The organism is Streptomyces sp. NPDC052043 (genome assembly GCF_044548235.1).
In the GTDB taxonomy this organism is placed as follows: Bacteria; Actinomycetota; Actinomycetes; order Streptomycetales; family Streptomycetaceae; genus Streptomyces.
In genome coordinates this window covers 997,721-1,012,011 of sequence record NZ_JBIUBT010000001.1, presented here as the reverse complement: position 1 = coordinate 1,012,011, position 14,291 = coordinate 997,721, and the positions used below count along the sequence as shown (strand labels likewise).

Here is a 14,291-nt window from a genome sequence, read left to right as displayed (position 1 = left end):
TCCCCACCGAAGTGGTTCATCGTTCGACTTGCATGTGTTAAGCACGCCGCCAGCGTTCGTCCTGAGCCAGGATCAAACTCTCCGTGAATGTTTACTCGGCCAGTAAATTAATACTGCCGGTGACACATCACGAGAGCGGAACCAAGAGGAGGAATAGTCCCCTCGGTTCACAGCGTCCTCGCTGTGTTTTTTCAAAGGAACCTCGTCCCAGCGGATGCTGGAGACGGGGTATCAACATATCTGGCGTTGATTTTTGGCACGCTGTTGAGTTCTCAAGGAACGGACGCTTCCTTCGTACTCACCCTCTCGGGCTTTCCTCCGGGCGCTTCCCTTCGGTGTTTCCGACTCTATCAGATCTTTCCGATCCGATTTCCTCGGTGCTTTCCAGGTTTCCGCTCTCGCGTTTCCCTTTCCGGCGATTCCGACTCTATCAGATCCTTTTCTCGACCTGACCCCCAGTCAGCGGGGTTTGTCCTGGGCTTTTGGGCTTTCGTCCGTCGGCCTTTCGACATTCACTACGGTAGCCGATTCTCCCGGCGACTCATAATCGAGTCCTGCGAGTTCGAATTCGGGTACGCGGGCGCACCGAAAACGACCCCGCTGAAGGGGTGCACGGTAGGTAGTGGGTTGGCCGCTCCGGCTGCAGGCGATCGCCGTACCCGGTTCAGCGGCTTGGGCTACGTTACGCACCTTCCGCGGGCGAGTCAACTTCCGATCGGCTGCGGCGCCGATGTCCAGCACTCGGCGTGCCTGCGGCTCAGGCCTCGGTGGGCGGCTTGGCCCTCGGGCTCAGGCGGTACGCCGAGACGGTCGGGTCATCGGCGAGGTAGAAGCGGTGCTGCCAGTCGTGGGCTTTGCTCACGCCCACCCGAGGACCGATCCGGACGAGCGCGGCGGGTACCGGCTCACCCTCGGACAGCGTGACCGAGGCGCCTGCCAGTAGGTCTGTGCCGTTGTGCTCCGCCGTGATGCCGAGTGCCTGGCAGAAGTTCCCCGGGCCGCGTGCGAGGCGTGGGCTCTCGACCTTCGTCCCTCGCCGTGTGCGTGCCAGGTCTTCCCCTTCGACGACCCTGCCTGCCCGGATGAGGACCGCCGAGGCGATGCCGTCCCTCCCGGTGACGATGTTGGCGCACCAGTGGAGACCGTGAGACCGGTAGACGTACAGGTGTCCCGCGGGTCCGAACATGACGGCGTTGCGAGGCGTCCTGCCCCGGTAGGCGTGGGAGGCGGGGTCGGCCGTGCCGGAGTACGCCTCGGTCTCCGTGATGGTGATGCTCACGGTTCCCTCGGGGGTCTGGTGGGTGAGGACGGCGCCGAGCAGCTTGGGGGCGACTTCTTCAGCGGGGTGGGCGAGATCCATACCGTTCATGCTGACCGACGCGACATGTCGTGGGCGACCTTCGTCGGGCGCCGCGATCACGGCTCACGAGCGGGGGCCTGCCGGATGGGATCATGGATCGGGAACATCCAGGAACCGATCAGGAGGTACCGAGGTGACCGAGCTCAAGCGGCGGCCGCTCCCCCATGACTTCCATCCGCCCGTGCCGTCCTTCACGGTCACGAGCGACGACGTCCGGGAGGGCGCGACGCTCGGGGACGCCCAGGTCCACGCGGGCGGGAACACCTCCCCGCAGCTGCGCTGGGCGGGTTTCCCGCCGGAGACCAAGAGTTTCGCCGTGACCTGCTACGACCCGGACGCCCCGACGGGCAGCGGGTTCTGGCACTGGGTGCTGTTCGACATCCCGGCCTCGGTGACGGAGCTGCCGGCGGGTGCGGGCGGGTGCGCGTTCAAGGGGCTTCCCCAGGGCGCCGTGCACGCGCGCAACGACTACGGCACGAAGGACTTCGGCGGTGCCGCGCCGCCGCCCGGGGACGGACCGCACCGGTATGTGTTCACGGTGTACGCGGTGGACCAGGAAAAGCTCGGTCCGGACTCGGACGCCTCGCCCGCGGTGGTGGGCTTCAATCTGCGCTTCCACACGCTGGCGCGCGCCCAGCTGATCGGCGAGTACGAGAATCCCGCCGAGGGCTGAGCCGCGCGGCGCGCAGGCCGCCGTTCACTGAACGTTTGCCCGCTTCTGGTCTTGGACGTGGCCGGGAGCGGGCATTTTTATTGCGTTGTCCATCCCGGCGCGCCCGGCCAGAGTTGATCCAGCCCGCCAGGGGGTGGGTCGGCGCTCTTGGGAGGTGGGCTGGGATGCGGGACACGCTGGTGCTGAACGCGAGCTTCGAGCCACTGTCGACGGTGACGCTGAAGCGAGCGGTCGTGTTGGTGCTCCAGTCGAAGGCCGTGGTCGAACAGGCCCATCCGGAGCTGCGGCTGCGTGGCGCGGAGGTCGACATCCCCGCGCCCCGGGTGATCCGGCTGTGCCGGTATGTGAGGGTGCCGTTCCGAAGACAGGCTCCGTGGTCGAGACGGGGTGTGCTGATACGGGACCGGCACCGGTGCGCGTACTGCGGGCGGCGGGCGACGACCGTGGACCACGTGGTGCCGCGGTCGCGGGGCGGGCAGGACACCTGGCTGAACACGGTGGCCTCGTGCGCGGAGGACAACCACCGCAAGGCGGACCGGACTCCGGAGCAGGCGGGGATGCCGCTGCTGCGGGAGCCGTTCGAGCCGACTCCCGCGGACGCGATGCTTCTGGCGCTGGGGCAGGAGGAGTTGGAGGCGCTTCCCGACTGGCTGGCCCGGTCGGCGGCCTAGTTCTACGGCTGGTTCCGCGGTTGGTTCCATGGCAGTGGGGCCCGCCTTCGCGATGAAGGCGGGCCCCACTGCCATGGCGGACTGGCGGGTCAGTCGATGGACGGCTTCTCGCGGCGCTCGGTGGCCGCGGGGGCGTTGCCGCCCGGGGCGCCGCCGATGGAGCCGAAGCCGCCGATGGCTCCGGACAGGCCCTTGAGGGCGTCACCGATCTCGCTGGGCACGATCCAGAGCTTGTTGGCGTCGCCCTCGGCGATCTTCGGGAGCATCTGGAGGTACTGGTAGGAGAGCAGCTTCTGGTCCGGGTCTCCGGCGTGGATGGACTCGAAGACCGTACGGATGGCCTGGGCCTCGCCCTCGGCGCGCAGGGCGGCGGCCTTGGCCTCACCTTCGGCGATCAGGATCGCGGACTGCTTCTCACCCTCGGCGCGCAGGATCTCGGACTGCCGGACACCTTCGGCCTGGAGGATCGCGGCGCGCTTGTCACGGTCGGCGCGCATCTGCTTCTCCATCGAGTCCTGGATGGAGGTGGGCGGTTCGATGGCCTTCAGCTCGACGCGGTTGACGCGGATGCCCCACTTGCCGGTGGCCTCGTCGAGGACGCCGCGCAGGGCCGCGTTGATCTCCTCACGGGAGGTCAGGGTGCGCTCCAGGTCCATGCCACCGATGATGTTGCGCAGGGTGGTGACCGTGAGCTGCTCGATGGCCTGGATGTAGCTGGCGACCTCGTAGGTGGCGGCGCGGGCGTCGGTCACCTGGTAATAGATGACCGTGTCGATGTTCACGACCAGGTTGTCCTGGGTGATCACCGGCTGCGGCGGGAACGGGACGACCTGTTCGCGCAGGTCGATGCGGTTGCGGATGGTGTCGATGAACGGGACGACGATGTTGAGGCCCGCGTTCAGTGTCCGTGTGTAGCGGCCGAAGCGCTCGACGATGGCGGCGCTCGCCTGTGGGATGACCTGGATCGTCTTGATCAGGGCGATGAAGACCAACACCACCAGAATGATCAGGACGATGATGACCGGTGCCATCGTTGCTGCCCGTACCCTTCTCCGCCTCGGCTCTTTCGGAAGATCTTACGGTTGTCGAAGATCTTGCTGGTCGAGTCTGACAGACCGTTGCCCAACTCGTGGCCGGTTCCGTCCACTTGCGTAGTTGTCTTTGGTGCGAGGTCACATGACGACAGCGGTGGCGCCCTCGATGTCCACGACGTCGACCTGTTCGCCGGCTTCGTAGACGTGGTCCGTGTCGAGCGCGCGGGCCGACCAGATCTCCCCGGCGAGCTTGATACGGCCGCCGGCGCCGTCGACGCGTTCCAGCACGACGGCCTGCTTGCCCTTCAACGCGTCCACTCCCGTGGCCAGTTCGGGACGCTGCTTGCCGTGCCGGGCCGCGATGGGCCGGACGACGGCGATGAGGGCGACCGAGACGACGACGAAGGTGAGCACCTGGACGACGACACCGAAGCCGAAGCCCGCGACCACCGCGGCGACCACCGCGCCCACCGCGAACATGCCGAACTCCGGCATCGCGGTCACCACGAGCGGGATTCCGAGCGCCGCCGCGCCGACCAGCCACCACACCCATGCGTCGATGTTGTTCACATGGTCATGTTAGGCCGCGGACGGTGACGGCGGACAGGGTGCGGGACGGGTTCAGGACAGCGGCAGTCCCTTGGCGGTCCAGCGGTCACCGGCCTGTTCGACGACGAGCGGGAGACCGAAGCACAAGGAGAGGTTGCGGGAGGTGAGTTCGAGCTCCAGCGGGCCGGCAGCGAGGACCTTGCCCTGGCGGATCATCAGAACGTGCGTGAAGCCGGGGGCGATCTCCTCGACATGGTGGGTGACCATGATCATCGAGGGGGCGATCGGGTCCCGGGCGAGCCGGCCGAGGCGGCGGACCAGGTCCTCGCGGCCGCCGAGGTCGAGGCCGGCGGCGGGCTCGTCGAGCAGGAGCAGCTCGGGGTCGGTCATCAGGGCGCGGGCGATCAGGGTGCGCTTGCGCTCGCCCTCGGAGAGGGTGCCGAACTTGCGGTCCAGGTATTCGCTCATGCCGAGGCGGTCGAGGAAGGCGCGGGCGCGCTGCTCGTCGATGTCCTCGTACTCCTCCTGCCAGGCGGCGGTCATGCCGTAGGCGGCGGTCAGGACGGTCTGGAGCACGGTCTGGCTCTTGGGGAGCTTCTCGGCCAGGGCGATGCCGGCCACGCCGACACGGGGGCGCAGCTCGAAGACGTCGGTGCCGGGCCTGCCGAGGGTCTCGCCGAGGACGGTGGCGGTGCCGCTGCTCGGGAAGAGGTAGGTGGAGGCGACGTTGAGCAGGGTGGTCTTGCCGGCGCCGTTGGGGCCGAGGATGACCCAGCGCTCACCCTCCTTGACCGACCAGGAGACCTGGTCCACGAGAGCCCGGCCCTCACGGACCACGGATACGTCCTGAAGCTCCAGAACATCGCTCATGAGCGCGTTGTCTCCCCTTGCAGTGTGCCGCCGGTCTCGGCTGTCGCGTATGCCTGTGGCTGGGTCCGCCGCGCCGGTGGGCGCAGCCCTCACCGAATCTACGCCACGAGCCGGACGGCCCGTTCCATCGGTCCGGTCCTTAGGGTGGGAGCATGCTCACGGAACCGCGCTCTGGACGCCTCGCCGCTTGGGGAAACTCCCTCTTGTCCGGACTTGTCTCGCCGGACGACGCCGTGCTCGCCATCGTCGGGGACGACGCGGTCCACCGGGTGGTGGGGCTGCCCGGGGAGCCGGGGCCGGTGGGGCTCACGCTGGCGCTGGGGCGGCTGCGCGGGATCGGGGTGGGCGCGCTGCTGGTGGCGCTGCCCGCGCCGGGGCATCCGCTGGGGCTGAGCGGGCCGCCGGAGTTCAACGCGCGGGCGCTGGAGGCCGGGGAGGCGGTGCTCTGTCACGGGGCCGCCTTCGGGTTGGTGCCCGAGGTGCACGAGGCCGGGCCCCAGGGCGATGTGCACGCGGAGGTGCTGTGGCACGTGCTGCCCGTGCGGGAGGCGCCGCCGGCCGATGTGCCGTCGCTGGGCGAGGCCGAGCGGGAGCTGGCGGAGGCGCTGCGGGAGGCGACCTCGGTGCTGTCGCGGCTGGACGTGGCCGGTTCGGGGCCGGTGGCCGAGGCGGCGATCGACGTGTACCGGGCGCGGGCCGAGCGGGGCCCGGAGGTTCTGGCGCCGGGGTATCCGGCGCGGGCGGTGCGGGTGCTGGAGCTGGCGCGGCGGGTGGGGTTGCTGATCTCGCTGGCGTACGAGAACGGGCACGGGGGCGCGGTGAGCGCGTCCGAGATGGCGGCGCGGGGGGCCGCGCTGCGGCCGGTGGAGCGGACGGCTCGGCGGGCGCAAGTGGCGGCGTACAACTCGGTGCTGGAGGAGCGGGAGAAAGGGGCGCGGTGACGGACGGCGTGAGAGGCGTCGGGCTGCCCGTGGAGCCACCGGCGGCCTCCCGGGGGGAGCCGGGAGGCCGCCGGTCGCGGCACGCACTGGAGAACGGGCGGCCCGCACGGAGGTTGCGCCATCCGGGGGACATTCCCACGACGGTATGAACCTCAGTCCGGAGTAGGACCCTCCGGGCTGCTCTCCGGACCGCCCTCCGCACTGCCCCCGACGAGCCCGGGCGAGCGCGGACACGAGCCCGGGCAGGCCCGGTCAGCCGCTCAGGCCGTGGCGTACCGCCCACAGCGCGGCCTGGGTGCGGTCCGCCAGGTCGAGCTTCATCAGGATGTTCGACACATGGGTCTTGACGGTCTTCTCGGAGAGCACCAGGGCCCGGGCGATCTCGCGGTTCGAGCGGCCGTCCGCTATCAGGCCGAGCACCTCACGCTCCCGCTCCGTCAGTGACGTTCCCCGGCCCTGGCCCGAGCTGCTCTCCTCCTGGGACAGCAGGGCGCCCGCGACCTCCGGCTGGAGGAGGATGTGCCCGGCGTGCACCGAGCGGATGGCGCCGGCGAGCGCGTCGGGGTCCACGTCCTTGTAGACGTATCCGGCGGCGCCCGCGCGCAGGGCCGGGACCACCGTGCGCTGCTCGGTGAAGCTGGTGACGATCAGCACGCGCGCGGGGTTGTCGAGTTCGCGGAGCCGGCGCAGCGCCTCGACACCGTCCATGACGGGCATCTTGACGTCCATGAGGACGACGTCGGGCCTCAGTTCCTCGGCGCGGGCGACGCCCTCGGCGCCGTCCGCGGCCTCGCCGACGACCTCGATGTCGTCCTGCACCTCCAGGAAGGTGCGCAGGCCGCGGCGGACCACCTGGTGGTCGTCGACGAGCAGCACCTTGATTGCGTCAGCCACCGGGGACCTCCATCTCGATCGCGGTGCCCTTGCCGGGCGCCGACTCCACCGTCAGCCGTCCGCCGACCCCGCTCGCCCGGTCCCGCATGGAGACCAGGCCGAGGTGGCGGCCCGCGCGGCGCACCGCCTTCGGGTCGAAGCCGGCGCCGTCGTCGGTGATCCGCAGGACGGCACCGCAGCCGCGGCGGTCCAGGGCGACGTCGACGTGGTCCGCCCACGCGTGCCGCAGCGCGTTGTGCAGGGCTTCCTGGGCGACGCGCAGCATGGCCTCCTCCTGCGCGGCCGGCAGGGCGCGGATACCGCGGGTGGTGAAGGTGACGCGCGCGCTGTGGGCGCGGTCGAGGACCTGGATCTGGTTGCGGAGGGTGGCGACCAGGCCGTCCTCGTCGAGGGCGGCGGGGCGCAGCTCCACGACGGCGGCGCGCAGTTCGTCGACTGCCTCGGCGGCGAGCGCGGCCACCTGCTGCAGCTCGCCCTTCGCGCGTGCCGGGTCGCGGTCGACGAGGGCGGTGGCGGCCTGGGCGGTCAGGCGCAGGGAGAACAGTTTCTGGCTGACCGCGTCGTGCAGTTCATGGGCCAGGCGCGAGCGCTCCTCGGCGATGGTCAGCTCGCGGCTGCGTTCGTAGAGGCGGGCGTTGGTGAGGGCGATCGCGGCGTGCTGGGCGAGGATGGCGAGCAGTTCCTCGTCCTCCTCGGTGAAGCCGCAGCCGCCCTGGGGTCTCTCGCAGTTCTTGTTCGCCAGGAACAGTGCGCCGATGACCTCGTCGCCGTCGCGGATCGGCAGGCCGATGAAGTCGGACATCTCCGGGTGGGCGGCGGGCCAGCCCTCGAAGCGCGGGTCCTCGCGCAGGTCCGCGAGGCGCTCGGCCCGGGCCTCGCGCAGCATCGCGGCGAGGATGCCGTGCTGGCGCGGGAGCGGGCCGATGGCCCGCCACTGCTCCTCGCTGACCCCGTCGACCACGAACTGGGCGAAGCCGCCGTGGTCGTCCGGTACGCCGAGGGCGGCGTACTGCGCGTCGAGCAGTTCGCGGGCCGAGGCGACGATCGTCTTCAGGACGTCGCGCACCTCGAGGTGCCTGCTCATGGCCAGCAGCGCGGAACTCACCGCGGCGAGGCCGGACCTGGGGCCTTGACTCATGTCCTCACGGTACCGGCGGGGTGTGGCGGCCCGGATCGGCCCTGTGACGGCCGCGCCCCGGTCGCTGGACCTAGGTCCGGCGACCCGGTCCGGGGTGAGTCGCGGGCCCGGTCGGGGGCGGCGACGATCACCGCTCCGGCCGGACGACCCACTCACCCAGAGCGTTGCGGCGGCAACCAAGGGTGAGAAAACCCCCCTCCCGATGTGAGGGCACCCATAGGACGCAGGTCACGTACGAACGGACATAGGAGACACAGGTGCCCACTTCGAACGGGAAAGACGATCCAGTCTGTCCCGTTTTGTCCGTTCCGCTCCACTATCCGGCTTCGTACGTCACACCTTTGCCAGCAGATTTTGCGGCAGCTAAGAATTGCTCTCGTCGCTCAACGCCGCGGGTTTTCCGATCGCGGCGTTTGTGTGGGACGGACCCCCTCCCGCAGTCCGGAGAGCGACCTCCGAGCTACTCGAAGAGGTCTATTTCGCCATGCCCGCAAACTTCCGTCGTCACAGTCGTGCCCTGGCCCAGCCCCGCAGGATCGCCATCGCCGGCGTCTCCGTCCTCGGTGCGGCCGCCGTGGCCTTCTCGGCCGCGCCCAGCCATGCCGAACCGACGAGCAGCGTCGCAGCCGCCCCGGTACAGCTCGGCGCCCAGCCGATCAAGGGCGTCAAGGCCAGCGTCACCGACCAGCTCGCGGGCGACAGCGTGAAGGTCCAGGCCATCGCGGCCAAGCGGCAGGCCGTCGTGAAGCAGCAGGCCGTGACCGCCGCCCTGCACAAGGCCAAGGCGGCCCAGCGGGCCGAGGCCGCCCACGCGGCCAAGCAGGCCGCGAACCGGTCCGCCCACCGCCTGCACATGCAGACGGTCGCCGCGCACACCAGCTACGGCAACAACCTGGACGGCTGGATCCGGCAGGCGCTCGCCGTCATGAAGCAGCACAACATCCCCGGTTCCTACAACGGCCTGCACCGCAACATCATGCGGGAGTCCTCGGGCAACCCGAACGCCATCAACAACTGGGACATCAACGCCCGCAACGGCATCCCGTCCAAGGGCCTGCTCCAGGTCATCCCCCCGACCTTCAACGCGTACCACGTGCCCGGCACGTCCAAGAACATCTACGACCCGGTCGCCAACATCACCGCCGCCGCCAACTACGCGGCGCACCGGTACGGTTCCATCGACCACGTCAACAGCGCGTACTGAGGCCGGCGCGGCCTCTGTGGCCGGCATGCCGAAGGGCGGCACCCCACTGCGGGGTGCCGCCCTTCGGCGGTGGCGCGGCGCGGTTACTTGCGCATGACCTCCGGCTCGTGGCGGCGCAGGAAGCGCGCCACCAGGAAGCCGCACACGACACCGAGCGCGATCAGCGCGACCATGTCGAGGCCCCAGGCGGAGGCCGTGTGGTCCCACAGCGGGTCGGTGCTGGTCGGGTCGTCGGTGTTCGGGGCGATGTTGTTGAAGTCCAGCGTGGTACCGGCGGCGGCCACCGCCCAGCGCGACGGCATCAGGTACGAGAACTCGTTGACGCCGATGGTGCCGTTCAGCGTGAACAGGCAGCCGGTGAACACGACCTGGACGATGGCGAACATCACCAGCAGCGGCATGGTCTTCTCGGCGGTCTTCACCAGCGAGGAGATGACCAGGCCGAACATCATCGAGGCGAAGCCGAGCGCCATGATCGGCAGGCACAGCTCGAACAGCGTCGCGCTGCCCAGGATCAGGCCCTGGTCGGGGATCTCACGGCTGGAGAAGCCGATCAGGCCGACCATCAGGCCCTGCAGCATGGTGACCACGCCGAGCACGACGACCTTGGACATCAGATACGCCGAACGGGACAGGCCGGTGGCGCGTTCCCGCTCGTAGATGACCCGTTCCTTGATCAGCTCGCGGACGGAGTTCGCGGCGCCCGCGAAGCAGGCACCGACCGCGATGATCAACAGCACGGTGGTCGCCGTGCCGTTCGGGATGTGCAGCCCCGTCCTCGGGTTGACCTGCTCATTGACCAGCAGACCGCGGTTGTGGTCGATGAGCAGGCTGACCGCGCCGATCACCGCCGGCAGAATCACCGACAGCGCCAGGAAGCCCTTGTCGGAGGCGATCACCGACACGTAGCGGCGGATCAGGGTCATCAGCTGCGAGCCCCAGCCCTGCGGCTTGGGCGGCTTGATGGCCTGCGGCACAGGCGCGTGTACGGACTGCGGCTCGACGGCGTCGACGTCCGCGGCGTACATCTGGTAGTGCTGCGAGCCCTTCCAGCGGCCCGCCCAGTCGTAGTCGCGGTAGTTCTCGAAGGCGGAGAACACATCGGCCCAGGTGTCGTAGCCGAAGAAGTTCAGCGCCTCCTCCGGCGGGCCGAAGTAGGCCACGGCGCCGCCCGGCGCCATCACCAGGAGCTTGTCGCACAGGGCCAGTTCGGCCACCGAGTGGGTGACGACGAGGACCGTGCGGCCGTCGTCGGCCAGTCCCCGCAGCAGCTGCATGACGTCGCGGTCCATGCCCGGGTCGAGACCGGAGGTCGGCTCGTCCAGGAAGATCAGCGACGGCTTGGTGAGCAGCTCCAGGGCCACCGAGACGCGCTTGCGCTGGCCGCCCGAGAGGGAGGTGACCTTCTTGTCCTTGTGGACGTCCAGCTTCAGCTCGCGCAGCACCTCGTCTATGCGGGCCTCGCGTTCGGCCGCCGTGGTGTCGGCCGGGAAGCGCAGCTTGGCCGCGTACGTCAGAGCCTTCTTGACGGCCAGCTCCTTGTGCAGGATGTCGTCCTGCGGGACCAGGCCGATGCGCCGGCGCAGCTCGGCGAACTGCTTGTAGAGGTTCCGGTGGTCGTAGAGGACCTCGCCCTGGTTGGCAGGCCGGTAGCCGGTGAGCGCGTTCAGCAGCGTCGACTTGCCGGAACCGGACGGGCCGATGACTCCGACCAGCGACTTCTCCGGGAGGCCGAAGGAGACGTCCCGCAGGATCTGCTTGCCGCCGTCGACCGTCACGGTCAGGTGGCGGGCGGAGAAGGACACCTCACCGGTGTCGACGAACTCCTCCAGCCGGTCGCCGACGATCCGGAACGTCGAGTGGCCGACGCCGACGATGTCGGTCGGGCCGAGCTGCACCGAGCCGCCCTTGGGAACCGGGTGGCCGTTGACGTACGTGCCGTTGTGCGAGCCGAGATCCCTGATCTCGAAACGGCCGTCGGGCGTGGCGTGGAACTCCGCGTGGTTGCGGGAGACCTGGAGGTCGGAGACGACCAGGTCGTTCTCCAGGGCACGGCCGATGCGCATCACGCGGCCGAGCGAGAACTGGTGGAACGTCGTCGGGCTGCGGTCGCCGTAGACCGGTGGCGCCCCCGCGCCGCTGCCGGGGCCCTGCTGCTGCGGGATCGACGGCGTCTGCTGCGGCTGCTGCGGTTTCTGCCAGTCGGCCTGCGGGGGCTGCTGCTGCGGTGCCGGCTGCTGCGCCCAGCCGGGGTTCGCGCCCTGGGCCGCGTACGGCTGCTGCTGGGGCTGGGCCTGCGGCGTCGCCGCCGGGGCCGCGGCGCCCAGAAGGCTCAGCACCGGCCCGTCGGTCGCGTTGCCGAGATGGACGGCCGCGCCGGGACCGAGCTCCAGCTGGTGGATCCGCCGGCCCTGCGCGAACGTGCCGTTGGTGCTGCCGTGGTCCTCGATGACCCAACTGCTGCCGTTGAAGCTGACCGTGGCGTGACGCCAGGAGACCCTGGCGTCGTCGAACACGATGTCCCCCTGCGGATCACGTCCCAGGGTGTAGGACCTGGACGGGTCGAGCGTCCAGGTTCGTCCATTGGTTTCCAGTACGAGTTCCGGCACTCCAAGCCCCACTGAGTTGTCCCCCGAATTGCCCCCGTCGCGGGGAGTCTAGGGATGTCGAACATCGTGGGGAACTATTCCAGGCTCAGCCCGCTGACCGAAAGCCGGGCCTTGTGAAGAGTGTGTACGTCCGCTTCGACTGCTTTTTCGCCGACGGGGTTGAAACCCGGCCGCAGAGTGGTATTTCAGGCGAGGGGACATGCGCGGCGGCCGGGCCGCGCCGCGGATCGGGGGGTCTGCCATGAGCGCTGCCACGGGTGTCGGGACCGCGAGGCGCGATGCCCGCCTGCCCTGGCTCGACGTGCTGCTGTCGGCGATCGCCTCCGTGAGCTGGGCGTTGATCGGCATGGCGGGTACGGCCGCGCTCGGGCTGCATCTGCTGCGGGCCGACGCGGCGGGTTCGCTCGGAACGATGACCGCGGCGGTGGTGGCACTCGGGGCGGGTGGTTCGGTCACGCCGTCCGGCGACGTGTCCGCGTTCGGTCTGAAGGGCGCCGAGGCGCACACCGCCCTCCAGATCACGCCACTGGGAGTGAGCCTGGTCGGGGCGCTGCTGCTGTCGTGGGTCTTCCTACGGTCCTTGCGCACGGCGGGAGTTGTGATCGCCCCGGCCGAACTCCTGGCCCGGGCGGCCGCGGTGGTGGCGCTGTTCGTGGCGGTGCTGGGCGGGCTGGCCTGGGCGGGGCACGACGTCGTCACGATCGACGGGCGCTCGCTCGGGCTCGGCAGGCTGCCGGGCGGCGCGGGATCCGGCGGCGTGAGCATTCCCGGGCTCGGTGATCTGGGGGACATCGGCGGGCTCCTGCCCGACCGCGTCGGCGGGCTCGTCGACGCCAAGGCGGCGGTCGGTTTCACGGTCGACACGGCGCCGACCCTGCTGGGCGGACTCGGCTGGTCGGCCGGGGTCCTGCTGATCGCGCTGCTCGCCTCGCGCCGCACGCCGCTGCCGCGCGGCTGGGACGCCGTGCACCGGGTGGTGCGGCCGGCCGTGTCGGCGCTCGTCACGGTGCTGGTCGTCGCCGTGGCGGCGGGGCTCGCGGCGGCCGCGTACGCGGCGGTCGGCGACGACCATCCCCGGCGTATCGCGGGTGCGGCGCTGCTCGGCGCCCCCAACGGGGTGTGGCTCGGCCTCCCGATCGGCCTCTTCGTCCCCTGGGACGGCAGGGCGACCGGCGGACTGACCGGGCTTCTGCCGGACCCGCTGGACAGGCTGCTGACCGCGCACTCCGACCAGCCGGTCACGCTGTCCCGGCTGGCCGACCTGGACGGCCGGGTGTGGTTGCTGGGCGTCGCGGCGGCGCTGGTGATGCTGCTGGCGGGGGTGCTGACGGCGGTGCGGACACCCGTGGGGGCGCCGGTGGAGGCACCGGTGGAGGCTCGGGTGGAGGCGGCCCCGCGCCGGGGCGTTCTCGGCTTCGCGGGGCGGTGCGCGCTGCGGCTGGGCATCACCACCGCGCTGGCGCTGCCGCTGCTCGCGTGGCTGACCGAGGTGTCGGTGGACGCGTCCTTGTCCGTACTCGGCTTCGACGCGTTCGGCGCCGGTGTGGAGCTGCGCGGGCATCTGGGCACGGCGCTGCTGCTCGGCGCCGTGTGGGGGGCCGGCGCGGGCGCCGCCGGCGCCCTGCTGGCGAGCGCGACCGGAGCCGCCGGCCGTCGTGCGGCGCCCTTGGCACGAGGTGACAGGGCCGTCGTGGCAGGGGACGCCTCAGAGGTTGCGGCCCACGCGCCGGGAAGCCCCTACGCGCCGAAGACGCCGCACCGCCCCCCGAACCCGCACACCAACCCCTACCTGCGCCTGCCGGACGAGCTGCGGAATCCGCAGGACGCCCGCCCTCCGGACGGCCGGGGGAAGTCCGGCGGGGCGGAGTCCACCGAGCCGGGCGGACCCGGCGGTCGGCGGACCCGGCCGGCAGCTCCGGGCGGATCGCGAGACCCACAGCACGCCACTCCGGCGGACGGCCGTCCCTCCGACGGCCGACGGCAGCCCGGCTGGGCGGAGCCCACCGAGCCGGGCAGGGCGGGCGGACCGGGCAGCGGTGGGCCGGGGCGATCGGGGACTTCGGGTGGCGACGTGTACGAGGCGCCCACGGTGGTCGGCCCTGTGCAGCCCCTTCCTCCCCCGGGACCACCCCCTCGGCCCACTCGGCCCCCTCGGCCGCCGGGAGCGCCGGGAGCGCCGGGAGCGCCGGGAGCGCCGGGAGCGCCGGGAGCGCCGGGAGCGCCGGGAGCGCCGGGCGACGGTACGGCGCCTCCGCCGCCACCGAGGCCGCCGACGCCGCCCCGGTCTCCGGAGACGTGAGCCCCGGGCGGTATCGAGGTCGCCATCCGGCGGACACCTGTTGTTCGCT

At 70.8% G+C, this 14,291-nt stretch carries 12 protein-coding genes and 1 rRNA gene; 5 read left to right on the top strand and 8 right to left on the bottom strand.

Translation table 11 applies throughout. The features are described from left to right. Positions 1-88: ribosomal RNA gene (locus ACIHCX_RS04810) — 16S ribosomal RNA — on the bottom strand; the annotation flags it as partial. Positions 89-757: 669 nt separating this feature from the next. Further along, positions 758-1,369: a DNA-3-methyladenine glycosylase gene (locus tag ACIHCX_RS04805; RefSeq protein ID WP_400026541.1), complete on the bottom strand. Its 612-nt coding sequence runs from the start codon at positions 1,367-1,369 to the stop codon at positions 758-760. Positions 1,370-1,493: 124 nt separating this feature from the next. Here ACIHCX_RS04805 and ACIHCX_RS04800 point away from each other — a divergent pair, with 124 nt between their 5' ends. Both ACIHCX_RS04800 and ACIHCX_RS04795 read left to right on the top strand, forming a co-directional pair. Beyond that, a complete protein-coding gene (locus ACIHCX_RS04800; RefSeq protein WP_400026539.1) occupies positions 1,494-2,033 on the top strand; it encodes a YbhB/YbcL family Raf kinase inhibitor-like protein in 540 nt (179 codons plus the stop codon). A 164-nt stretch (positions 2,034-2,197) separates the two neighbouring features. Then, positions 2,198-2,704 (top strand): HNH endonuclease, encoded by a 507-nt coding sequence (locus tag ACIHCX_RS04795; protein WP_400026537.1) that lies wholly within the window; start codon positions 2,198-2,200, stop codon positions 2,702-2,704. Positions 2,705-2,793: 89 nt separating this feature from the next. On the opposite strand, the gene ACIHCX_RS04790 is transcribed toward ACIHCX_RS04795, so the two are convergent. The 3 genes from ACIHCX_RS04790 to ACIHCX_RS04780 form a co-directional block, all read right to left on the bottom strand. Continuing rightward, positions 2,794-3,735, bottom strand: coding sequence for an SPFH domain-containing protein (locus ACIHCX_RS04790; RefSeq protein WP_400026535.1), 942 nt, complete (start codon positions 3,733-3,735; stop codon positions 2,794-2,796). A gap of 141 nt (positions 3,736-3,876) precedes the next feature. Then, a complete protein-coding gene (locus ACIHCX_RS04785) occupies positions 3,877-4,308 on the bottom strand; it encodes an NfeD family protein (RefSeq protein WP_400026533.1) in 432 nt (143 codons plus the stop codon). Between the two features lie 51 nt (positions 4,309-4,359). Next, positions 4,360-5,157: an ABC transporter ATP-binding protein gene (locus ACIHCX_RS04780; protein WP_400026531.1), complete on the bottom strand. Its 798-nt coding sequence runs from the start codon at positions 5,155-5,157 to the stop codon at positions 4,360-4,362. Positions 5,158-5,309: 152 nt separating this feature from the next. Here ACIHCX_RS04780 and ACIHCX_RS04775 point away from each other — a divergent pair, with 152 nt between their 5' ends. Next, positions 5,310-6,098 (top strand): hypothetical protein, encoded by a 789-nt coding sequence (locus ACIHCX_RS04775; protein WP_400026529.1) that lies wholly within the window; start codon positions 5,310-5,312, stop codon positions 6,096-6,098. A gap of 252 nt (positions 6,099-6,350) precedes the next feature. Here the strand turns inward: ACIHCX_RS04775 and ACIHCX_RS04770 are convergent, their stop codons facing one another. Both ACIHCX_RS04770 and ACIHCX_RS04765 read right to left on the bottom strand, forming a co-directional pair. Next, the gene (locus tag ACIHCX_RS04770; protein WP_400026527.1) at positions 6,351-6,992 is read right to left on the bottom strand and encodes a response regulator; all 642 of its coding nucleotides are present in this window, start codon (positions 6,990-6,992) and stop codon (positions 6,351-6,353) included. Further along, positions 6,985-8,130 (bottom strand): GAF domain-containing sensor histidine kinase, encoded by a 1,146-nt coding sequence (locus tag ACIHCX_RS04765; RefSeq protein WP_400026525.1) that lies wholly within the window; start codon positions 8,128-8,130, stop codon positions 6,985-6,987. The genes ACIHCX_RS04770 and ACIHCX_RS04765 overlap by 8 nt, the downstream gene beginning before the upstream one ends. Positions 8,131-8,614: 484 nt before the next feature. Here ACIHCX_RS04765 and ACIHCX_RS04760 point away from each other — a divergent pair, with 484 nt between their 5' ends. Further along, complete coding sequence (locus tag ACIHCX_RS04760; protein ID WP_400026523.1) at positions 8,615-9,334, top strand: transglycosylase SLT domain-containing protein; 720 nt, start codon at positions 8,615-8,617, stop codon at positions 9,332-9,334. 83 nt (positions 9,335-9,417) lie between these two features. Here ACIHCX_RS04760 and ACIHCX_RS04755 read toward each other — a convergent pair whose 3' ends face one another. Then, a complete protein-coding gene (locus ACIHCX_RS04755; RefSeq protein WP_400026521.1) occupies positions 9,418-11,943 on the bottom strand; it encodes an FHA domain-containing protein in 2,526 nt (841 codons plus the stop codon). Between the two features lie 241 nt (positions 11,944-12,184). Between ACIHCX_RS04755 and ACIHCX_RS04750 the strand changes: the two genes are divergently transcribed. Continuing rightward, a complete protein-coding gene (locus ACIHCX_RS04750; protein ID WP_400026519.1) occupies positions 12,185-14,242 on the top strand; it encodes a streptophobe family protein in 2,058 nt (685 codons plus the stop codon). Positions 14,243-14,291: the final 49 nt, after the last annotated feature.